General features: G+C 31.8%; 21 protein-coding genes and 1 other RNA gene. 9 read left to right on the plus strand and 13 right to left on the minus strand.

Going from position 1 to position 21,214, the window contains the following annotated elements; genetic code table 11:
* Positions 1–21: 21 nt before the first annotated feature.
* Positions 22–234 (minus strand): DUF2945 domain-containing protein, encoded by a 213-nt coding sequence (locus Q0876_RS05340; RefSeq protein ID WP_299224874.1) that lies wholly within the window; start codon positions 232–234, stop codon positions 22–24.
* 284 nt (positions 235–518) lie between these two features.
* Here Q0876_RS05340 and ssrA point away from each other — a divergent pair.
* Positions 519–914: a transfer-messenger RNA gene (gene ssrA, locus Q0876_RS05345) on the plus strand.
* Positions 915–1,115: 201 nt separating this feature from the next.
* On the opposite strand, the gene Q0876_RS05350 is transcribed toward ssrA, so the two are convergent.
* Together Q0876_RS05350 and Q0876_RS05355 are read right to left on the minus strand one after the other, a co-directional pair.
* On the minus strand, positions 1,116–1,484 hold the full coding sequence (locus Q0876_RS05350; RefSeq protein WP_299224876.1) for a hypothetical protein: 369 nt from the start codon (positions 1,482–1,484) through the stop codon (positions 1,116–1,118).
* 140 nt (positions 1,485–1,624) lie between these two features.
* Positions 1,625–1,999, minus strand: a complete 375-nt coding sequence (locus Q0876_RS05355; RefSeq protein WP_299224878.1) for a helix-turn-helix domain-containing protein — start codon at positions 1,997–1,999, stop codon at positions 1,625–1,627.
* A 196-nt stretch (positions 2,000–2,195) separates the two neighbouring features.
* On the opposite strand from Q0876_RS05355, the gene Q0876_RS05360 reads away from it, so the two are divergent.
* Both Q0876_RS05360 and Q0876_RS05365 read left to right on the plus strand, forming a co-directional pair.
* Positions 2,196–2,963: a type 1 glutamine amidotransferase domain-containing protein gene (locus Q0876_RS05360; RefSeq protein ID WP_299224880.1), complete on the plus strand. Its 768-nt coding sequence runs from the start codon at positions 2,196–2,198 to the stop codon at positions 2,961–2,963.
* 7 nt (positions 2,964–2,970) lie between these two features.
* The gene (locus Q0876_RS05365) at positions 2,971–3,600 is read left to right on the plus strand and encodes an NADPH-dependent F420 reductase (RefSeq protein ID WP_299224882.1); all 630 of its coding nucleotides are present in this window, start codon (positions 2,971–2,973) and stop codon (positions 3,598–3,600) included.
* A gap of 152 nt (positions 3,601–3,752) precedes the next feature.
* Here Q0876_RS05365 and Q0876_RS05370 read toward each other — a convergent pair whose 3' ends face one another.
* The 8 genes from Q0876_RS05370 to Q0876_RS05405 form a co-directional block, all read right to left on the minus strand.
* Complete coding sequence (locus Q0876_RS05370; RefSeq protein ID WP_299224884.1) at positions 3,753–4,526, minus strand: hypothetical protein; 774 nt, start codon at positions 4,524–4,526, stop codon at positions 3,753–3,755.
* A 350-nt stretch (positions 4,527–4,876) separates the two neighbouring features.
* The gene (locus Q0876_RS05375) at positions 4,877–5,437 is read right to left on the minus strand and encodes a type 1 glutamine amidotransferase domain-containing protein (RefSeq protein WP_299224886.1); all 561 of its coding nucleotides are present in this window, start codon (positions 5,435–5,437) and stop codon (positions 4,877–4,879) included.
* Between the two features lie 66 nt (positions 5,438–5,503).
* Positions 5,504–6,145 (minus strand): SDR family oxidoreductase, encoded by a 642-nt coding sequence (locus tag Q0876_RS05380; RefSeq protein WP_299224888.1) that lies wholly within the window; start codon positions 6,143–6,145, stop codon positions 5,504–5,506.
* 9 nt (positions 6,146–6,154) lie between these two features.
* A complete protein-coding gene (locus Q0876_RS05385; protein WP_299224890.1) occupies positions 6,155–6,310 on the minus strand; it encodes a YqaE/Pmp3 family membrane protein in 156 nt (51 codons plus the stop codon).
* Between the two features lie 168 nt (positions 6,311–6,478).
* The gene (locus Q0876_RS05390) at positions 6,479–7,300 is read right to left on the minus strand and encodes a DUF5050 domain-containing protein (protein ID WP_299224892.1); all 822 of its coding nucleotides are present in this window, start codon (positions 7,298–7,300) and stop codon (positions 6,479–6,481) included.
* A 198-nt stretch (positions 7,301–7,498) separates the two neighbouring features.
* Entirely contained in the window at positions 7,499–8,398 is a 900-nt protein-coding gene (locus Q0876_RS05395) for a DUF5050 domain-containing protein (RefSeq protein ID WP_299224894.1), read from the minus strand.
* A gap of 6 nt (positions 8,399–8,404) precedes the next feature.
* Positions 8,405–9,250: a hypothetical protein gene (locus Q0876_RS05400; RefSeq protein WP_299224896.1), complete on the minus strand. Its 846-nt coding sequence runs from the start codon at positions 9,248–9,250 to the stop codon at positions 8,405–8,407.
* 221 nt (positions 9,251–9,471) lie between these two features.
* Positions 9,472–9,945 carry a hypothetical protein gene (locus tag Q0876_RS05405; protein WP_299224898.1) on the minus strand — a complete coding sequence of 158 codons (474 nt, stop codon included), beginning with the start codon at positions 9,943–9,945 and terminating at the stop codon, positions 9,472–9,474.
* A gap of 155 nt (positions 9,946–10,100) precedes the next feature.
* On the opposite strand from Q0876_RS05405, the gene Q0876_RS05410 reads away from it, so the two are divergent.
* The 5 genes from Q0876_RS05410 to Q0876_RS05430 all read left to right on the plus strand — a co-directional run bounded on the left by Q0876_RS05410 (position 10,101) and on the right by Q0876_RS05430 (position 17,423).
* Positions 10,101–11,144 carry a sensor histidine kinase gene (locus tag Q0876_RS05410; RefSeq protein WP_299224900.1) on the plus strand — a complete coding sequence of 348 codons (1,044 nt, stop codon included), beginning with the start codon at positions 10,101–10,103 and terminating at the stop codon, positions 11,142–11,144.
* Between the two features lie 2 nt (positions 11,145–11,146).
* The gene (locus Q0876_RS05415) at positions 11,147–11,914 is read left to right on the plus strand and encodes a LytTR family DNA-binding domain-containing protein (RefSeq protein ID WP_299224902.1); all 768 of its coding nucleotides are present in this window, start codon (positions 11,147–11,149) and stop codon (positions 11,912–11,914) included.
* 320 nt (positions 11,915–12,234) lie between these two features.
* On the plus strand, positions 12,235–13,734 hold the full coding sequence (locus Q0876_RS05420) for a hypothetical protein (RefSeq protein ID WP_299224904.1): 1,500 nt from the start codon (positions 12,235–12,237) through the stop codon (positions 13,732–13,734).
* Positions 13,735–13,745: 11 nt separating this feature from the next.
* Positions 13,746–15,704 (plus strand): hypothetical protein, encoded by a 1,959-nt coding sequence (locus Q0876_RS05425; protein WP_299224906.1) that lies wholly within the window; start codon positions 13,746–13,748, stop codon positions 15,702–15,704.
* 72 nt (positions 15,705–15,776) lie between these two features.
* Complete coding sequence (locus Q0876_RS05430; RefSeq protein WP_299224908.1) at positions 15,777–17,423, plus strand: hypothetical protein; 1,647 nt, start codon at positions 15,777–15,779, stop codon at positions 17,421–17,423.
* Positions 17,424–17,502: 79 nt separating this feature from the next.
* Here Q0876_RS05430 and Q0876_RS05435 read toward each other — a convergent pair whose 3' ends face one another.
* Together Q0876_RS05435 and Q0876_RS05440 are read right to left on the minus strand one after the other, a co-directional pair.
* Positions 17,503–18,270: a hypothetical protein gene (locus Q0876_RS05435; RefSeq protein WP_299224910.1), complete on the minus strand. Its 768-nt coding sequence runs from the start codon at positions 18,268–18,270 to the stop codon at positions 17,503–17,505.
* A gap of 272 nt (positions 18,271–18,542) precedes the next feature.
* Complete coding sequence (locus tag Q0876_RS05440; RefSeq protein ID WP_299224912.1) at positions 18,543–20,852, minus strand: transglycosylase domain-containing protein; 2,310 nt, start codon at positions 20,850–20,852, stop codon at positions 18,543–18,545.
* A gap of 115 nt (positions 20,853–20,967) precedes the next feature.
* Between Q0876_RS05440 and Q0876_RS05445 the strand changes: the two genes are divergently transcribed.
* Positions 20,968–21,210: a hypothetical protein gene (locus Q0876_RS05445; protein ID WP_299224914.1), complete on the plus strand. Its 243-nt coding sequence runs from the start codon at positions 20,968–20,970 to the stop codon at positions 21,208–21,210.
* Positions 21,211–21,214 lie beyond the last annotated feature (4 nt).

The following is a 21,214-nucleotide window of genomic DNA, read 5'->3' on the forward strand; positions in this document are numbered from 1 at the left end:
AAGCAGGATTTTAATTTAAAATTAATCGTTGTGTTCGACCTCACTTTCATTTTTTAAAACGTAATCGCCATCATCTTGCTTAATATATAAGACTTTATTTCCTGCTTCTCCATTTCTGGTCACCTCAGTACCTTTGATGGTTTTGGTTACTTTTTCGGTATATGTTTCTTGAACTTTACCAATTGCTTTTCCGTTTCCCCATTTCCATGTCACTTGTGTTCCTTCTTTTATCATAATTTTAATTTTTTCTATAAATTAGAAATAAATACTGACATTTTTTCTTAACAGAATGATAAATCAAGATTGGTATAGCTTTTGAGTTAATATTTTTAGTAATTTCGCACTCCTTATGACTGTTTTAACAGTTTTATGGAAATGCGTTAAGGATTGAAGCGACATCCTTTTTACGTCAGTTTGAGTAATGCTACTGAAAGGCAGCATTTTATCGAGAACTTGTAAAAAGATATAGCGGAAAGCCTGACCTGAAAGGGAACGCTAAAATAGAAATACTAAGAAATGGGGTCGACTGGTTTTGACAGCGAGACTCATTAAACGGTAAGCACGTCGTGTAACGACTATGATACACGTAAAAGGCTAGGTCAACTTTTTAAACGGCGAGAATAACTACGCTTTAGCTGCCTAATCTGAATTATAGTAAGATTAAGCCATGTCCTACTAGGTAGGAAAGCTAAATGTCTCCAGAAAGCCTTGGTTAATGGCGTTCTAAATAGAGGCATCGTAAATATTAACTAAGGTCATATAGCGCTTTGATGTATGGTCGAGATTAAGAAGCTAAGTGCTGAGTAGGTTGTCTTTTGCCAGCTCACCATCGAAAACCCAATAATAGAATAAGCGTGTAGAAAGCTCTTTAATAGCTTGTTTGGACGAGAGTTCGATTCTCTCCGACTCCACAAATAAGTGTAGCTTAATAACAGCTTTACGCATAAAAAGCGCAACAAGTTTATTTGATTGCGCTTTGTTGTTTAAAGATGTAAAAAATCAACTCTATAAGATACATTTACAGGATGTGAGTGATTGAGCACAACAAGGTTAATCTCTTCAACGCTTCCTTCGTTTTCTAAAACTTCATACGAAAGAGAGCCTTTTATTTTTTATTAATAATTTTCAAACTCTATATCGAATTTCAGCGTGTCTTTTCCAATTTCAATTCGAGTTAGTTTTTCAGTTGGATATCCATTAGTGTAATACCCAAAATCCTTTATAATGAATTCTCCGTTCTGTTTATATGAAAGCCTATACGAACCATCAATTTTTGCAATTCCTGTCATATCAGCTTTATATTTGACCTTATCATTCGGATTCAGAGAAATATATTTCCCGTCAGTAATCACCATTGGTTCTATTTTTAGAGCATCGATTTTAAAACCAGTTTTATTTATAATTTCAAAATTAGCGACAACTTGGTTATCACAAGAGCTCAGAGTTATAATAGTTATTAGTATTCTGATGAATTTAGGCTTCATAATCGATTTTCACAGTTTTGAAAAATGATGTAGAATGGTGTTTGTATACTATGTTGTTGCTTTAAGACTAAGTTAGCAAAAGAAAACGAACCATAGGAAAATCCTACGGATTTTCCAGTATGTAGAAACTGAGCTATTAACTATACACGTTTTTGAGAGTCTTTTTTTTTATCTTCTATAATTCCATCTTCTTTCATCAAACTAAAACCATAATCTCTTAAAAATGAAATTATTGGGATAGTATTTTTCCCTTTTTCTGTCATTGAGTATTCTACTTTTACTGGAACTTCAGGAATAATAGTTTTTTTTAAAAATCCATCTGAACATAACTCTTTTAAGTTTTTACTCAACATCCTGTCCGAAATATTAGATATGTTTTTCTTTAATTCAGAGTATCTCCATGATTTATCTTTTACTCTCCATAAAATCGGCATTTTATACGTTCCGCCAATTTTTGCAAATACGTATTCAACAGGTGTGTAATACTTTTTATTATCACTTAAAAATTCAGGCATACTCACATATGTGTTAGTTACTAACAAATATAGCAATTTGTCGAACAACATAGTATTCAAAATATCTTTGTGTTAATAAAACTAGTAATAATAAGAAAAGTAACATTGACTATATACTGTTTTATAACATTTATAACAATTTGTAATTCAAGATCATAAACAGATAAAAACCTAATTGAAATAAAAAAAAGAAAAAATGAAAACTCAGATAAAAGAAATTGAAAATTACGTGCATTTTCATGGCGCAGAATACAAAGGAAAAGTTTTAATGGTTGCAAGTAGTCCAACCATTTCTGAACAAACAGGTTGGTCAATAGGTTTTTGGGCAGCAGAATTAACACATCCTCTTCATGTATTTCAAGAAGCTGGTTATGAAGTAGATTTAGTATCTACTGAAGGAGGTAAGATTGTTATGGATAGTTATTCTAATCCAACAGATAAAAGTGGTTATTCAGCCCATGATGTTGTATCATTAGGTTATATGCAACAAGATTGGTTTAATGAAATGTTACAAAACACAAAAAAATTAACTGAAGTAGATCCAAATAATTATGATGCTATCTTTTTGATAGGTGGTCAAGGTCCAATGTACACATTTAAAGGAAATAAAGACTTGCAAAAGCTATTTGTCAATTTTTATGAAGCAAATAAACCAAGTGCAGCAGTTTGTCATTCAACAACATTATTGTTGGAAGCAAAAAAATCTAGTGGCGAATTGCTTATAACAGATAAAATGTGGACAGGATTTGCTAATACTGAAGAAGATTTTGCTGATAATGCGGTTGGTATGAAAATTCAGCCATATCGAATTGAAGATGAGGCAAGAAAAATACCAAACACTACTTTTAAAGTGACTTCACCTTTTACTTCATATGCAATTGCGGATGGAAATCTGATTACTGGACAACAACAAAATTCTGGATATGCGGCTGCAAAGTTGTTAGTAGCTCAGTTATCAAAATGATTTGAATATGATATTAGCATTTATAGGTATAGGAAATGTAGGTTTTGCACTAGCAAATAACTTGCAAAAAAAAGGACATAACATTATTATAGCTCACGATGATATAAATAACGAAACCGTAAAAAAAGCAATAGTAAAGAACAGTAATTTTACTATTAGTAAAATACAAGAAGCTATTGAAGTTTCAGATATGATATTTCTTGCAACTCCATTTTTTTTAAATGAAGATATTTTGAAGCCTTTAAAATTTTATGGTAAAACACTTATTGATTGTACAAATCCAATAGCTAAGGGCTTATCACACGGATTAGGCAGCAAAATATCTGGAGCAGAAAAAATACAAGATTGGTCTAAAGATGCAAAAGTAGTAAAGGCTTTTACAATTTATGGTTTTGAAAACTTAATTGATTCTAGTTTTCCTAATCATAAAATAAAACCTGTGATGATGATTGCTGGTAACCATTTAGAGTCTAAAAAAAATGTTGCAAAATTGAATGCAGATTTAGGTTTTGAAACACTTGATACAGGAAATTTAAATCAAGCATTACACCTTGAACATATGACTTTACTCTGGGTTAAAATGGTAAGAAGAGATGGACATCATCCAAATTTTACTTGGGCTATGTTGGAACGTTGATTTCTCAAATGGCTCCCAACGTGTTCGTGTATGGTTCAGTTGCGTGGTTTAGCACTTAACTTTGCAAGTACACACCAAGCTGAAAATCCGAGAGGATTTTCAGAAGCAGGCGAGAACAAGCAATTACTTATAGCCATTGTTGTACACAGTTTTTATTGTATTGAGTTCATAACCATTTCATATAATTCATCCGCTCTATTTGTAGTTCCCTGTCCGCCTCTTTCTTTCGTCATTCGGTTATGTTCCTCAGACCTTGAACCTGCATATATAAAGAACGGTGTTTTGTTTCCACTTTCTCTAACAGCATTTAATAATTTGTATCCTTCTTTTGGTCCTTCTTTTCGCCCCATATCAGATATAATAGCAACGTAGTCATTATTTTTTATTAATTCTAAGGCTTCATTTGTGTTTAATGCTAAACTGAATTCAATGCCTTGGGCCTCAAAAGCTTTTCTTTCATAAATATTATTTTCGGGTCTATCGTCAACCCAAATAATTCGGTTTTTTGATGTCTTGATTTTTTCCCTTTGACTTGTTCGATTAACAAGTTCTAATATTTTTTCTTGATACTTTTCAGATAATTCGGGATTAAGTTCAGCATTTGGTTGTTTAGCAGAAGCTGCTGCAAGAGACATTGCTGTGGACATTTGAACTTTTACAAAATTATCTTCATCCTTAAAATCTGAGGGACCATAAAGCTTCCTATGGTGATTTGCCACCAACCATAAAAAACCGAAAAATACTATCACTGGGAATAGTACTAAGAAGTAAATCAATGGTATAGCATTTTCGCCAATATTCTGTCCAAAACTCACAACTAATGATGCAAACCCATAGACTAGTACAATGAACAATGCAATTATACCTAAAGGGCTTTTCGTAAATCCTTTTGCTGAATCTGCAAATCCTTTAACATTTGATTTCATAGGCTAGTCTTTAAATTGTGTACAACTCGTTATATAATGAAAAATGGTATGCTTTTCAGTTCCAGTATCTGGATAAGCCTGCTTCTATGGTTGTTTTGCAACCTTAAAGTTACAATTATATTGACACTTTTTTATACGTAGTTCTACGTATATTTTACTAAAATAGATTGGAGTTAATAGGTCAAAAAGCGGTTTACCGTAATGCTATAAAAAACAAGGCGCTATATTTGCTTTAGAGTTTCGGCAGGACGAGCTATAGATCACGCAAACAACTTTATAATTAAAGTTGTGATAAAAAAAGAGATGCCAGTGACATCTCTTTTTTCTTTTCATAGCATTTATATATTGTACTATGCCATTTGTTCTTCATGTTTACCCTCGTAGACCTCTTCAACAAGTTTTGCGTTAAAAGCTGGTAGATCATCAGGGCATCTACTGGTCACCAAGCCTGCATCTACAACTACTTCTTCATCTACCCAATTGGCCCCTGCATTGAGCATGTCTACTTTAATTGAATCGTATGATGTAATCTTTCTGTCTTTTAAAACATCTGCTTCTGCAAGTAACCATGGTGCATGGCAAATGGCTCCGACCGGTTTATGGTTTTCAAAAAATGATCTTACAAATGCTACTGCATCTTTGTTCTTTCTTAACAGATCTGGATTAATCTGTCCGCCAGGTAACATTAACGCATTGTAATCACTTTGATCAACCTCATCAATGGTTTTATCAACCTGGTATGCATTACTCCAATTTCCATCTGCCCAACCTTTAATTTCACCAGATTCTAAGGATACGATGTGTACATCTGCTCCTGCAGCTTCTAATGCTTTTTTTGGTTCTCTTAATTCACTTTCTTCAAATCCGTTTGTAGCTAATATGGCTACTGTTTTTTTATTTAAATTTTCCATTTTTATGTTTATTTTTAGTATTGTATTAAATTTAATGCTCGTCTTTTTTTTAAACTATAGGTTGCCCTAACTAACATTAGTATTTAGTTCACTCAACGCTTTACCTATTAAGGTATTGCCTTCTAAAATTTCAAACGTTACGTTATAAGGAGCATCATCATGTAAAGCTTTTACTAACGTTTGCGCTACATCTGCTCTACTAATTTCGCCTTCTTTATCTAGTTTTTCTTTCAGTTCTATTTTTCCTGTGCCTTCATCATTATTTAAAGCTCCTGGCCTTACAATGGTGTATCTGAGTCCGCTTTCCTTTAAATGCTCATCTGCATTGTGTTTGGCTTGTAAATAAGCTTTTAAGTCTTTTGCTTTTTCGGGTTGGTCTGCTCCCATCGAACTCAACATTACAAACTTTTTTACGTTGACCATTTTTGAAACTCCAATTAAACGTTTAGCGCCTTCTTGATCTACTTCAACTACGTTTTCACCTCCAGAACCAGCTGCAAAAAGAACTTTATCTACACTTTTTACTGCGGTTGTAAGGTCTCTGGTTAGATCTGCCACAATAGTATCAACACCATCTGCTTCAAATTTTTTGCGTTGCTCCTCTTTTCTTACCATCGCTATAGGGTTGAAGTATTGTGATGATTTTAAAAGATGAACTACTTTCTTTCCTGTATTTCCATTGGCACCTGCCACTAATATATGTTCCATGTGTCTTTCTTATTTACTATTTACATAGAATGCATAAATAACTCCAGGCAACCATCCTATTAGTGTTAGTAATAAGCTAATTAAAAATTCGGTTCCAAGACCATGTTTTAATACCACTGCTAATGGTGGTAAAAATATGTTTAATATGATTGTTAATATTGACATTGTTTCGTGTTTTATTTGTTCAATACAAATGTATGACACGATCAAGGCCTATTTTAGCTTAGAAGATTTCAATGTTAACGCATATGGTTATGCAGTGTTGATTTTTTACAAATAAATTTCGTCAAAGCATTGTATTGTAAATCTTTATCAAATGAGTTCAAACTTCTACTAGTTATTTAAAGTAACTGATGGGAATTGCTCATTAAAGCCTGAATTCAACAATGGTCTAAGGTCACTTCCATCCTTATTCATAATGTAAATCTTTTTTGTGCTACTTGAAGTACCAGAAGACCAAATGATCTTTTCTCCATTAGAGGTAAAAACTGGAGTGATATCATCTTTATGAGATTCAGAATTGCTTCTAAGAGATTCTGGTCGTCCTTTAGTTATATTTTGTTGTTCGCTACCATTAGACTTCATGATACAAACATCTAATTGCCTATTACGATCGGCTCCATATACAATCTCTTTTCCACTTGAAGACCACGAAGGCATGAAATCATCATAATCATTTTTAGTTAAACGAGTGAGATTGCTTCCATCATTGTTCATAATATAGATCTCCCAATTTCCATCTCTAACAGATTGAAAAGCAATTTTTTTTCCATCAGGTGACCAAGATGGACTTCTATCTGAGGTATTCTCTATATTTGATAAACGGACTGTCTTACCAGTATTTATGTTAACTTTGAAAATTTGCCAATACCCTTTGTGTTCTGCAAAGTAAGCTATATGCTTTCCATCTGGAGACCATTCTGGATCTAGATTATAGCCATTAGAAATTTCTAAAAGTCGCTTTACATTTGTGCCATCACTATTCATAATTCCGATACGATGCCCTCCCCAACGATAGGTCGTAAACGCAATTTTTTTTCCATCAGGAGACCAAGACGGGTTATAATCAGGACCTTTATATGTTGTGATTCTTTTCTTATTACTGCCATCGACATTGCATATCCATATATCCCAATTCCCTTCGGTATTAGACACATAAGCAAGTTTTGAAAATATATTGGTTTTATTTTTACTGCTTAGAAAAAGTATTAATATAAAAATAAAAATTGATATTATAGTTATGATTAAAGTCTTCATTTTAATAGTGTTCGTTTTTATTCTAAAAGCACTTCTCTTTCAGTTTTTTTGTCTAGTAAAAAGTAAAGTGTATATAATAAGAGGTTATACTGAAAATTATTCTGTTATGAGTCTTATACCATTGGGAACAAAGGATGGCGCGTAATTATAATCTTTTTTAGTAACCTTTTTTATATTACTACCATCTATATTCATGATATATATGTGCTGATTATTATCTTTATTTCCTCTTTCAAAGACAATTTTTTTATTATCTGAAGACCATCTTGGCCTTATATCCATAAGCTTATGATTAGTGATACGCTTAGTTTCATTTTCAAGAATGTATAATATGTAGATTTCTAAATTACCATGCTCATCACCATAATATAAAATCTTATTTGCGTCATTAGAAATTTGTGGCATTAGTTTATTACCGTCACTACTAGTAAGAACTTCCCGTTTAGAACCATCTGGTAACATTCTAACAATTTGATAGATACCACTAACATTTGAAGAGTAATATATGTATTCGTTTTTTCCCCAATATGGTGTGGTATCTGTTACAGTGTTATTTGTTAGTCGATTAAGATTATTACCATTTTTATCAATAGTATATATTTCGCTATTACCATCTCTAGTAGAAATAAAAACGATGTGTTTGCCATCTGGAGACCAAGATGGCGCATATTCTGCATTACTTGAATTAGTTAGTTGTGTAAATACTTTCGTTCTTAAATCCATTAACCAAATCTTCCACCATCCTAATCTTTCTGAAGCGAATACAATATAATTACCATCTGGAGAAATCACTGGACTACTATCTTTACTTCTATGGGTTGTAATTTGCTTCAAGTCTCCTTTAGAATTTGTTACAAATAATTGATCTGTACCATTGATTTGCTTTGTAAAGAGTACCTCGTAGTTTTGCGAAAACAATTCACCAACTGAAATGCTCAGCAAAATTAGTAACAAGTATAAGATTTTATTGTTCTTCATAGGTGCTTTTGAGCGCATGAAATATTATTTTTTCAGTCCAGTAATCTGAGTTACTTTATTAGATTCTAAGTTAATCGTATGCAAGCAGAACTGACCTGACAGACTAGATGAAAATGTAATATTCTTTCCATCTGGACTAATTGTTGGCATTAAATCATTTGCTTCTTCAGATGTAATCTGTTTCAAATTACTTCCATCAATATTTATAGTATAGATATTTGAAACGTCTTTATCTTTATATTCAAACGCTATAAAATCATTATTTGAAGAAAAAGATATATTACTTCCAAGCTTATCGGTTAACTTTTTTGGTTTATCTAAGCCATAAGCTATCCATAACCCCTTGTTGTTTTCATCATTAACCATTATTGCTGTATACAATCCATCTTTACTCGACTTTAAGAAATAGCTTTTAAACTGCTCATATTTAAGAGGTGTGTTTTTATTTGTAGTACTCAAGTAAAAATTAAACTCCTTATTAGTTTTATTTGCCCATTGAATACCATTTTTGTTCCAAGCAATTATAAATTGTGTACCCATTTCTAGCTCGTCAATTGAAGTCATAACACTATTAGAGATTAAATTAAATACTGTGACTCGTAGTTGTCCCATATTAGGCCCATTAGAATAAGCTATAAAATCATCACTCGTTCCCCATCTTGGTTCAATTGACCAATTGCCATCAGTTTTAGTGATTTGCTTTAGATCTGACCCATCCTTATTAATAATAAAAATTTCTGGTTCTTTTTCAATTCTATATGAATAAAATAGAATTTGGTTGCCGTCATTAGAATATTGTGGCGAGAAATCGCTTTGAGCAATTATTATGTTACTTATTAGAATTAGAATAATTAATGATAATCTTTTCATCTCATAATTGATTTAAATATTGAAACAAAATTAGATGTGACTATCCTTAATTAAAATCAAATTGTGTTAATTAGTTAATTTTGTGATAAATGGTTGGACTATTGTTAAAAACAGCTTTCAAAAAGGCAAATCAATTTTATGAATTAACCATTTGTCACAAAGTAAACGAAACAACACATATCACTTTATGAATGGAATTGACCTTTTTAAATTTGGTAAATTTAATTTCTGCTAAAACCTGCTGAAGTAATTTCTTTTTTTATGTCATACGTATTACCGTTATAACAAAACTTAGAGTTGCCTACTGGAGTTTTTTCGTTTGGTGGCACTTTATATGCCCTTAGCATTTCTTTGTTTGGATTGCCAGGAAAATTAAAACTAGATTTTAAAGCTAATATTATACTGTCTTGAGACCTATTAGACACGTAAATAAGATTTCCACAAGAACTAGGTTCTTTAAAGAAAGATAGATATGAAACAGCATCTTGACCATATAAATCACCATGAGCATCAAAACCTCCATTACCATCCTTATAAAGAGTACGATATATTTCTATAAATGTGAGTTCACTTATATCTTTTAAATTCGTATCCATTATATTTGAATTAGGTGTATTTGAACTTTCTTTATCAATCTTACAGCTCGATAATAAAAATGTAATAAATAAAAGTATGTATAGATTATTTGATTTCATAAATGAATATTTAAATTAAAATAGAAAATAAAGATACCAAATGTTAAAGTTAAAAATAGAACATATAATATCTTTAATAGAATTATGATTTCATGCTAAAAAAGATTTCTTCATATTATTCAATCCTACCAATAACAACTAATAAGTTGTTGTTGATGAGTCTTTTAATTAGTTTATTTTTTATTTTAAAGGCCTATACAAATCATTTAATTAATGATTATAATTATCCTTTTAGTTGGATACTAACTTCTTTAAAAATAAGTATTACATATTTACTTTGGGTTATTTTAACACCTTTAGTGTATTCTTTAACAAAAATAGTTCAGGTTTTGAGTCTTTTTAAATTGAACAAATTCTTTCAATTTATATTTGGTTGTATAGTTCTAGCTGTTTTTCATCAACTAATTGTCTCAAGATTAGACGATTTTATAAACTTTACAAATAGTGGTTACTTAAAATCATTTTTTGGTCATAACAATATGGTTACACTTATTATTGGAAGTTTTTCAAGTTTTATTGAACTTCTAGTAATCATTGCTGTTTTCCTTGCTTTTGATTATCAAGAGAAATTTCTAACAAATCAAAAAGCATTAATTGCATCACAATTAACTGCCTTGCGTATGCAATTACAACCTCATTTCCTATTCAACACTTTACATTCTATAGCAGCTATGATTGACATAGACAAAAAGAATGCTCAAAAAATGTTAAGTAAACTAGGTGCTTTACTAAGACGTATTTTAGAATATAATGACAATCAATTGGTTACAGTTAAAGATGAACTCAGTTTTATAAAAGATTATTTAGATTTAGAACAAGTTCGTTATAAAGATCGTGTTACGATAAATTACAATATAACTGAAGAGTCTATGCCTTTAAAAATACCAAATATGATATTTCAGCCCTTAGTAGAAAATGCGGTTAAGTATGGTATAATCCCAACTATTAGTAATGGCGAGATTAATATAAATATTTGGCTGGAGCAAAATAATTTTATGAAGGAAAAGGCACTAATACTTCAAATTTCAAATACATTTAATAAACATAAAAATTATATAAAACCTGATGGTACAGGAACTGGCTTATTGAATGTTAAAAAGCGGCTTAAACAATTCTATGATAATAGATTTTTGTTTGATGTAGGTTTTCAAACTCAAGAATTATACGCTGCTAAAATGGTTTTACCAATTATAAAATAACTATGAAATTAAGATGCTTAATCATAGATGACGAATTTTTAGCAAGACAACGTTTGCTTAATTTATTGAAGTCATTTGAAAATATATGGGTCATTGGTGAATGCAAAAATGGTGAGGAAGCCATAGAAAAAATAAACATTAAAGAGCCAGATTTAATCTTTTTAGATATCCAAATGCCAGATATAGATGGTTTTACTCTTTATAGTAAGCTTCAAAAAAAGCCGTATGTTATTTTCACTACTGCTTATGATACTTATGCTATAAATGCCTTTAAAATTAATGCTGTAGATTATCTATTAAAACCATTTGATGAAGAACGCCTCTCTATTGCCATTGATCGTATATTACGTATTCAAAGAACAAACAGGGCATCACAATTAGAAGAAAAAATAAAACAACTTATCAAAAACACAACACAAGTATCAAGCAGTTTCATAACTCAAATAACGCTATCTCAAAGGGGAAGAAACATTCTTATACCTGTAGATGATATTATATATTTTAAGAGTGACGGAAATTATATCAAACTGATTACCAATGAAAAATCTCATTTATACAGAATGACCTTAAACAATCTACAAACTAAGTTAGACCCAAATCAATTTTTAAGAATTCACAGAGCAATAATACTAAATAAATTCCATATCAGACGCTGCATTTATACTAATAACAATGTGTATAGATTTGAATTAAAAAATGGTATTGAAATACTATCTTCTAGATCTTTTAGCTCTCAAATTGCGGTATATTTATCAACTAACCTCTTTTAAATTTCATCCTTACTTACAAAATAAAACAAGCATTGATTTGTATTCTATTACAGGTCTTCATTACACAATCAACTATTTTTTTTATCTTTATAATATCTCCCTTGCACGAACACTGTTTAGATATAGGTGTTTTAAAACCTGTATTAGACATTTGTATTTAGTATCTATATTTTTTGGTAACGAATAACTTTTGAACAAAGCTTTATTTTATTGTGCATGAATTCATTGATGATAGAAACGCTACAACATTAAAAATAATGACAAGAAATCGTATCACAGAAGTAATTCTAAATTTTAAGAATCCTAAATAATTAAACATTATGAAACTATTACTTATAGATACAGCGGCCAAAACCAGTTATCTCGATTCACTCATTGGAGCTGCAATTATCCTTTTAGTACTAAGCCTTATCAATGAAAAGATTGTAGATTTCATAAGAAAATATGTTTCTGTAAAACCAAAATACAATCCTCTTAATCTATATAGAAATATCAATGCAAAAACTACATATGGCATAACTGAAGAAAACTTAGAATTAAAATATCAAAAGAAGAAAGAAATAAGTTCACTAGCCATATTGGTTGGTATCATTGTGGCACTTTTTTCTAAAGCCAGTTTATTTGACATGCTATCTAGCAACCCACAAGACAAATTATTTTGGCCTGATGGTTTAGTAATAGAATATAAAACATGGTTCGATATTCCTAAGTTTATTTTAGGCGTATTATTTACAGGGTTCTTCTTAAGCTTTGGATCTAAATTTTTTCATGATTTGTTAGACATGCTCTACCAGACCAAAGAATACAAAAGAAAAATTCTTAATAAACAACTTTATGAACAGGAGAATGCTTCTGATGTTTCAGATTTCATCAAAGCAGATTCACATGATCTAGCTAAAAAAGCTTTAGCTGAAAACGGTAAAGAATTGAAAGAAAAGTATCCAAGTCTAATTACAAGCTTAGAAATTGGCAATACTGTTAACGATCAAATAGGAATTATTGCCAATGTTAATGATAATCCACCTACAGACTTTCCAAAATATTTGACAATCAAACTAGAGAGTGGGAAATCTGCTAGAGTAGAGATTGAAACCATAATAAATTTTATTGCTGATGCCCAATATGGCCTAGAGTGTAGAGTTAGAAATCGTAAAAAAATCACAATAACTGGTGCCTTTGGTGGTGTTTTATTAAGTAATGCGATAGATGATACTAAATACTTTCTCACTTGCTCCCATGTTGCACTTAGTGGAAGCAGTAAAGATAAAGGCGGTTTTAGTGCAGGTCATCATTTTGATGAAGACATTCAAATTCTTGGAAAGAAAGGAAGAGCTTCAGGTCATCTTATCTATGCAAAGTTAGATGAAAACAACGATACTGCCATTGTGAAGCTTGATGATGATTCAAAATTCAATTGGAGTAATATTCTACCTGATGGTAATATTTTAAAATCTGCAATATCTATAGCAGCTATTGAAAATGGTAATGATGTTGCATTTTACAGTTCTAAAAAAAAGCGACTTATCAAAGGTAAAATTCATAAAAAACGTTCCAAAAGCAAAGTACTCGTTAGGTATAGAGATACAGAAATAAAGTCTTTCTTCAACGTCATAGTTGTTGGAGATAATTTTGGAGATACATGGAGTTCTATTAGTGTTAAAGGCGATTCAGGATCTATACTTTTTGATTCTAACTACAGACCTTTCGGCTTAATTATAGCTGGCGGAAACAATCCGAACTCTAATGGAAATTCGTTTACCTATGCGATTCCTATTAAAGAAATTCTAGACAAAACTAACACCAAAATATACCAACCTTAAAAACACCTTTTATGAAACATTATGTCTTGTTTGTAATTATCGTATTTCTTTTTGGATTTAACGCTTCAAAACTCAACGCTCAAAAAAAGGACAGATACCCTTTAAGTGATGCCATACACTACTTCACCCAAGATTCCATTGAAAAAGTTAAGGTACTAAAGGCATATTTTGATAACTCGAATGCGTTAGATCAAAATAAATTTATAGACGCTTCAGGTTTAAATTTCAATGGACCAAGCAATATTATGCCTTTAGAAGTGATATCTTCTCAAAGTGGAACGAACGGTAACCCTCTAGGCACGCCTTTGATTGATGCTCTAGGAACAGTAATTGCTAAACGATTCAAAGAAGAATTAACACTTGCATTTCTTGAAAACTTTAAAGAAAAACTTAAAACGCAACCTTACTTAGGCGAGCTATTTCCAAATGCAAAATTGATTCTGTTATATGACGACCCTTTTAACCACAAAGTTTGGTTGAGTTCATTTAGAGGTGCTTTAGATGAAGATTTAAGAGCACTACCTAATAACATACCTAGTCTTTTAGAAGAAATAAAGTTAAGAGTCGTTGATTTGACCTCCGATCAAAAGCGTCTTATAGAAATATTATTAGCTGGTTATACACCTGTAAGACAGCTATTTGAAAAGCCAGAACATTCCTTTTTGGCATCATCTACTTTATTAGAAAATTTAAGTCAAATCGAATTTCAGAATAAAAAATTATCATCAAGCTTAGTACTAATGAATGTGCTTATCAAAGAAATGGGAAATGCTACATATGATAATTGGGCAAATGATGAGGCTATAAGCAGACTTAAAAATCCCGAAGTTGCAAGAATATTTATTGGGCTTACTATAGAAAAGTATAAAGATAAACTCAGGCTTGTGAAGTTTAAAAATGGAGTTGCAGATACCAATCTGTATTCATTTTTAAACAATACTCATGCAACGGTAATTAGTCCTGTAAGAGCTTACATAAGTATTGTAGTTGATGAGGTAGAAGCCTTATCTGAAGCTGTAAATAATTTACAACTCTTAAAGGAAGATAAAGCTCTAAAAGGCGAACAGCTTGTTTTTTCAGACTTTTTACCCTTAATTGATCAAAGCCTAAAAAGTTTAAAACTAGTTCTTGACGATACAGTTATTGAAAGTATTGGTCTAAATATCGATAATCTTTCAAGTATAATTAGCACCATAGAAACCTCATCAAAGTTTATAAACAGCATATACAAAAGTATTGACAACAAAGAGTATTCAAAAATTGTAGTAAGTGCTTTAGCTTTCATTTCAGAAAATATACCAGAAGATAAATTAGAATCAAGTGCTGCGCTTAAAGAATTTGCTAAGTATTCTAGCTTTGCAGTTAATTTAGCAGGTGCTGAAACTTCTGAAGAGATGACTGCAGCCATTGAAAGTGGCATACTACCAGTACAAAGCTACAGGCTTAAAAGAAACAATTCATTCAGTATCTCAGTAAATAGTTTCGCCGGTATTTTTGTGGCCAACGAATACCTATTGAATGATGACGCTAAAAATGAAACTTCAGGTGTTATTGGCTTTACAGCTCCAGTAGGAGTTGCATTTAATTTTGGTTTCAATACACGAAAAATAGAAAATGGTCTTATTGCAAAAGAAAACAAAAAAATAATTGGAAGTATATCCATATATGCATCGCTTCTTGATGTTGGTGCCATCACAACATATAGACTCACTAACGATGAAGACCCTATTGAAGGTGTTGAATGGCAAAATGTATTTTCTCCAGGTCTTTATCTTGTAATTGGAATTCAAAATACACCTCTAGCATTAAGTATAGGTGGCCAATACGGTCCCGAATTAAGAAGCGTTGAGGCCAATGAAGGTATAGGCACTCCCACAATTGAATCTAGAGCATTTAGATTAGGTTTGTCGCTTACAGTTGATATACCATTGTTGCATTTGTATTCTAAGAAGAATAAAAACAACTTTTGATTATTAAAAAACAGGAAATACTATGAGTCTTAAATCTGAAACTTAATATTATCACTTTAAATTCTTTTGCTCATGAAACAATCAATTATTACTACAATTTGCTTTGCATTAGTATTTATTTCATGCAAGAAGACAATCACTCAAGTAACAGATCAAGACATCACTCTAGAAGATATGCCTCCAATAGAAACTTATGAGTTTGGATTTGGTGGTGATTTGAATGATGATGGTAAAGTATCAGACATTGATATGAAAATTTTACACGCTGCATTCGACAACACCATCATGCCTTTTGCTGAGCTAGATATTAATCGAGACCATCTTATAAATACTAACGATATCATATATTTAGAAGAGATATTAAATGGTAAAAGATCATCTCTTTTATATGCTGATTTCATTGAGGACGATATTGAAACAGGAGAACCTGCTGAGCTTATAATTGCTGGCACTAATTTCAATGCTGATACTAAGGTTAAGTTCTTAGACCAAATCATAACACCTTCAAAAGTAATCACCAATAGATCTGAAGTAGATAGTTTATATGTTTACTTTGAACGGTTACCTGAAATTTCTGAGGAAGGCGCTTTAGTAAGTGTGCAATCAAACCATATAAATACGCTAGCCGTTCCTGTATACAGATTTGGCATGACTGCTGGCAATATGGCCTTTTCAGAAATCTCCGAAAAGATCATGTATCAAGAAATTCCTGAAATTCCAAAAGAAAAACTGGAGCTAAGTAAAAGCAGTTGTTGTATCACGCATATTACATTTAAAGGCATTATGCCAGACATACGCATCGCTGCATACAATGATAGCGGAGCCGAAGCTGAAGGTAGTGGTCTAAAACTAAAACCTGGTAAAAACGCTAGACTTAGGTCTAAAGCTAAAAATATCACTGTCATTATTTATAAAGATAATGTTCCTTTTGAAACCTATAATTTTAATTGTAACAACATCGAAAAGAAAGTCTACAAGGAAAATTTCACTCCAGCTACTGATGGTACAACACAAGTAAGGCCACAGGACATTTTTGAAATTGTTGATTTTAAAATTCAAGACCCTTGCGAAACAAAGTCAATGCCATTCCCAAAAGATATTATTGTAGGCACTCTTCCTAGAGACAATGCAGATTGGGATAAGCCAAAGCCTCACAAAGGTTCAGGTGCACTAACTCGAATTAGTGTGCCGCTTACAAGTGTTGCTGAAATGGAATGCACAAAAGCGTGTTGGGTGCAATATGTATCTACAACTATTACTAAAGCTGGAGATCGTAAACCTTTATATGACTCTAAAGGCTATCACATAGATAATGAAACGCTTGAAAAAGGTAGTGATTGGTATTGTTATCAAGCACAGCAGGAAAAAGACGGCAATCTTGTTTTAACAGATGGTCCACATATTGTACATAATGATACGATTTGGGTTGGAGGGAAACGAGTTGTCTTAAATAAAGGAGATGTGATTATTAGAAAATCATTTTTTATAACAGAGTTGATTTGTATTGACCCAACACCAGAGAAAGTTCTAGCTGCCTTTAGCTGGTCTGTAACAACAACCTACACTGTAGATCCCGATAATTTAAATACAGGTGGTGTTACTGATACTACTAAAATAAGACCAATTAATTTAAAAGTAATTCCAAATAATAAAGACAAAAATAAGTTTAAAGCTAAACTCAGAAAGAAAAAAAGGGACAAGAAAAAGTGTCCTGATTAATACTCTACATACTATTTCGAAAAATAATAACCCTTGAGTGGTACTCAAGGGTTATTAATGTTATAGTTAACAATAATTATTACCTTCCGCTTAAGTTTTTGTTATAAGCCCAAATTTCGTCCCAGCGATTTGTAAAAGTCCCGTCTAGTGTATCTAAAAAAGTATCCCACGAGTTTTCACCATGAATCTTAACAAAGGCTTCTTTAAACTTCATATCTCTATCAAAGTCTGCCCAATTTTTTGAAAACCCTACCGTAGCAATATGTCTACCTAAATTTCCTTGTAAAAAATTGTTATAGTATAAACCCCAAGGGTTTTCGCCTTCAAGCGATTTTACCGTAGCGCTAACTTGCTTAAAAATGTGCCTTAAAGAGTAGCCATGATCATTATCAACTTCAAAAAATCTTACATACAAGATAGGATACTTTACCTCAGGTCCAGTAAGCATACTTGTATTTGATAATTCATCGTCCTGAGACCAATACTCTATGGTTTGTATTTCCTTAACATAAGGCATTACATTATCTCTCCAATCTGCATCATGACCACCTTCTCCTGGTCTTGAATCGTTATGCTTGAACATCATTGGTCCCATTTGCCAGATCATTCGTCCAGCATTTGGCCCTGAAGTAATATTATAAACATTTGCAGTATAAGGTGCGTCCTTATGATACGTCTGGTTATGCTTGCGCATATTTTCTTGTAGTGTTTTTAACTTAGTGTAATCTGGAGTAAACATGAGGGTTTCCCACATGGTATAATCTTCAGAATCTTGAGCATATACATTTAAACTCATGGTAAACACCATTGCTAGCATCATCGATGATGCAACTAATTTTTTCAACATAATTAATCGGTTTTTTGTTGGTTAGCTAAGCATTATGCAATTTTTACACATGCTATTGATTGAAATTTTAATTTGATAAAGCGTATAATAAATGAAGTTTCACTTTTCATTTAAGATAAAGGATCAAACTTGGAGTTGGTCTAAATGTAGGAAACCAATGTTATGCAAAACAAGTGGTTTTGGACGAAGAGCTTTAATTATTGTACCAATGCTACTTTTAATTTATCGAAAGTCTTAAGCAAAAAAAAAGTTAACGCTTAAATAAAAAATTCTCACTTCTCTTTTTTATTATCCTTTTTCAAAAAAGAAAAAATACCTTTTTTCTTTTTTCTTTTCTCAGAATCCGTATCAAATTCACGCTCTTTTTTATCTTTAGTAAATAGGCGTTTTAGAAACCCATCTCGTTTTTCAGCATCACAATCTAAAGCAGATATAGTAGCTTCAGTGGGTGCTTCAAAACTTGCTTTAGTTATGGCATTGAACTTAGGGTCTGAATTCATTTGCTTTAAAAATAAAGCTGCTATAGGCAGTGCCGAATTTGCACCCTGACCAATTGAAGTTGAACTGAAACCTAAGCGGTGATCATCATTACCAACCCACGACAGCATCACTAAATTAGGGCTTAAACCTACAAACCAACCGTCTTTATTGTTTTGAGTTGTTCCTGTTTTACCAGCCAAATCATTTTTAAGTCCATAAGTACTTCTCATGCGTTTGGCAGTACCTGAATTGATCGTAGACTTCATCATTTCTACCATTAGTTGTCTAGTGTCTTCAGAAAAAGCTACTGATGTTTGTTTTTGAGTTTGTCTTTCATAAATGACCTCACCTACTTTATTAGTGATTTTCGTAATATAAAAAGGTTTTGAAACATATCCTTGATTGGAAAAACTTGTGTAAGCTCCAATTAATTCTAGCATTGATAATTCTGCTGTTCCTAATGCAAGTGATGGTACTTTTGGTAATTTACTTTGAATACCCATTTTCCTAGCTTGTATAATGACAGCTTCAATACCAACATCTTCAAGCACTTTAACTGCAACAGTATTAACAGATTCACTTATAGCTTTCTCAATAGAATAATTAAGATGCCTATCTACCTCCTCTTTTCCTCCATTAGTAGGTGTCCAATCTTTTTGGTTAGTATACGTCACCTCTTTTACAGGATAGTATGCACAAGCATCTATACCATTTTCAAGTGCTGCTGTATATACAATTGGCTTAAAGGTAGAGCCTACTTGACGCTTTGATGCTGATACATGGTCAAATTTAAAGTTCTCAAAATCTATTCCACCCACGTATGCTTTTACTGCACCAGATTTTGGATTAACGGCTATGAAACCAGAACTCAAAAACTTCATTATGTGCGTAAGACTATCGATTACTGAAACTTCTTTAGTGACAGACCCTTTCCAAGAAAATAGTTGGGTATTCACTTTTGTATTCAATGAATCAAAAATTTTTGTGTCACTCCATTTCTTTTTCTTTAATCTTTTATAAAGTGGTAATGCTTTAATTCGTTGATTGATTAGGTCATGGTTTACAATCCAAGGTGCATTTTTACCATAATCTTTTTCTAATTGAGATTGCAACGACTTCATGTGTTGCTCCATGGCACTCTCTGCATAACGCTGCATATCTATATCTAATGTGGTATAAATTTTTAAACCATCTTTATAAAGATTATAGGTTTGGTGATTTGCCTTTGCCAAACTATCTAAAATCGTTTTAACATCCATTCGTACTTTCTCTCTGAAATAAGGTGCAATTCCTTCTGTATGCGTAAACTTTTGATACGACACTTTTAATGGCATTGAACTGGTTGCTGTACGTGTTTCTGAAGTGATATAATTATACTTTTCCATTTGCTGCAATACAACATCACGTCTTAGTTCGCTTCGCTCTGGAAACAACCTAGGATTAAAACTATGAGAAGCTTTAAGTGTACCAATTAATGTAGCAGATTGCGAAAGATTCAATTGGCTAGCAGATACACTAAAAAAACGTTGTGATGCACTTTCTATTCCAAAAGTGTTTTCGCTGAACGGAACTGTATTCAAGTATAACGTAATAATATCTTCCTTAGAATATATACTTTCAATTCGTGAAGCCAAGATCATTTCTTTAACTTTATTCACTGGCATTGTGAACCAGCCATGAGACTCACGACCGTAAAGGTTTTTAACTAACTGCTGACTTATGGTACTTCCGCCTCCAGAAGAAGTATCTTGTAATAATAATGATTTGAAGAACACACGAAACAAACTTTTGTAATCTACCCCTGAATGCTCATAAAATCTAACATCTTCTGTTGCAACTAAACCATCAATTAAATGCTTAGGAAGTTGCTCATATTGTACGATTTGTCGATCAAAAATGAAATATTTTCCTATCAATGTTTCATCAGCATCCAATAGTACACTTGCTTCAGCTTGTTTAATATTTTGCAATTCTTGTTTTGAGGGTAACTTTCCCCATAAACCTGAATATACCGACACACAAAATAAAAGGGTTAAAACAAAAACAGATACAACAATTTTTATAAATCGCTTTAACCAACTATTTTTAAAGGTTAATTTCATAAATTTAAAAAGTGTTAAACACATTTTATATACGAACGTAAAAACAAAATTGATGTTTTACAATACATAATATTTATTATTTTTTTCATTATTTCAAATCGTCAACCAAATAATCATGCTGAAACTTTACATCATTGGAATTTCTATTCTCATTACAGCTATAATTGCTAATGCTGTTGTGATAAAAATCGGACTTAAATCGTGGTATGATTTTATAGAATTATTATCCCAAAATGGTTCTTCTTCATTAAGTCAACTTTCGGTTTTAGATTATATCTGGCTTTTTCTTGGTTATCCGCTTATTCTAGGTTGTGGTTATTGGGTTGGAAGTAAATGCTATGATTGGTTTTTCTCCTAGAATT

The organism is uncultured Psychroserpens sp. (genome assembly GCF_947503375.1).
GTDB lineage: Bacteria > Bacteroidota > Bacteroidia > Flavobacteriales > Flavobacteriaceae > Psychroserpens.

What these genes read in the sequence shown, in the direction of transcription:
- Q0876_RS05340 (WP_299224874.1), bottom strand. Translation starts at nt 234, where the DNA reads ATGATAAAAGAAGGAACACAAGTGACATGGAAATGGGGAAACGGAAAA.
- Q0876_RS05350 (WP_299224876.1), bottom strand. Translation starts at nt 1,484, where the DNA reads ATGAAGCCTAAATTCATCAGAATACTAATAACTATTATAACTCTGAGC.
- Q0876_RS05355 (WP_299224878.1), bottom strand. Translation starts at nt 1,999, where the DNA reads ATGCCTGAATTTTTAAGTGATAATAAAAAGTATTACACACCTGTTGAA.
- Q0876_RS05360 (WP_299224880.1), top strand. Translation starts at nt 2,196, where the DNA reads ATGAAAACTCAGATAAAAGAAATTGAAAATTACGTGCATTTTCATGGC.
- Q0876_RS05365 (WP_299224882.1), top strand. Translation starts at nt 2,971, where the DNA reads ATGATATTAGCATTTATAGGTATAGGAAATGTAGGTTTTGCACTAGCA.
- Q0876_RS05370 (WP_299224884.1), bottom strand. Translation starts at nt 4,526, where the DNA reads ATGAAATCAAATGTTAAAGGATTTGCAGATTCAGCAAAAGGATTTACG.
- Q0876_RS05375 (WP_299224886.1), bottom strand. Translation starts at nt 5,437, where the DNA reads ATGGAAAATTTAAATAAAAAAACAGTAGCCATATTAGCTACAAACGGA.
- Q0876_RS05380 (WP_299224888.1), bottom strand. Translation starts at nt 6,145, where the DNA reads ATGGAACATATATTAGTGGCAGGTGCCAATGGAAATACAGGAAAGAAA.
- Q0876_RS05385 (WP_299224890.1), bottom strand. Translation starts at nt 6,310, where the DNA reads ATGTCAATATTAACAATCATATTAAACATATTTTTACCACCATTAGCA.
- Q0876_RS05395 (WP_299224894.1), bottom strand. Translation starts at nt 8,398, where the DNA reads ATGCGCTCAAAAGCACCTATGAAGAACAATAAAATCTTATACTTGTTA.
- Q0876_RS05400 (WP_299224896.1), bottom strand. Translation starts at nt 9,250, where the DNA reads ATGAAAAGATTATCATTAATTATTCTAATTCTAATAAGTAACATAATA.
- Q0876_RS05405 (WP_299224898.1), bottom strand. Translation starts at nt 9,945, where the DNA reads ATGAAATCAAATAATCTATACATACTTTTATTTATTACATTTTTATTA.
- Q0876_RS05410 (WP_299224900.1), top strand. Translation starts at nt 10,101, where the DNA reads ATGAGTCTTTTAATTAGTTTATTTTTTATTTTAAAGGCCTATACAAAT.
- Q0876_RS05415 (WP_299224902.1), top strand. Translation starts at nt 11,147, where the DNA reads ATGAAATTAAGATGCTTAATCATAGATGACGAATTTTTAGCAAGACAA.
- Q0876_RS05420 (WP_299224904.1), top strand. Translation starts at nt 12,235, where the DNA reads ATGAAACTATTACTTATAGATACAGCGGCCAAAACCAGTTATCTCGAT.
- Q0876_RS05425 (WP_299224906.1), top strand. Translation starts at nt 13,746, where the DNA reads ATGAAACATTATGTCTTGTTTGTAATTATCGTATTTCTTTTTGGATTT.
- Q0876_RS05430 (WP_299224908.1), top strand. Translation starts at nt 15,777, where the DNA reads ATGAAACAATCAATTATTACTACAATTTGCTTTGCATTAGTATTTATT.
- Q0876_RS05435 (WP_299224910.1), bottom strand. Translation starts at nt 18,270, where the DNA reads ATGTTGAAAAAATTAGTTGCATCATCGATGATGCTAGCAATGGTGTTT.
- Q0876_RS05440 (WP_299224912.1), bottom strand. Translation starts at nt 20,852, where the DNA reads ATGAAATTAACCTTTAAAAATAGTTGGTTAAAGCGATTTATAAAAATT.
- Q0876_RS05445 (WP_299224914.1), top strand. Translation starts at nt 20,968, where the DNA reads ATGCTGAAACTTTACATCATTGGAATTTCTATTCTCATTACAGCTATA.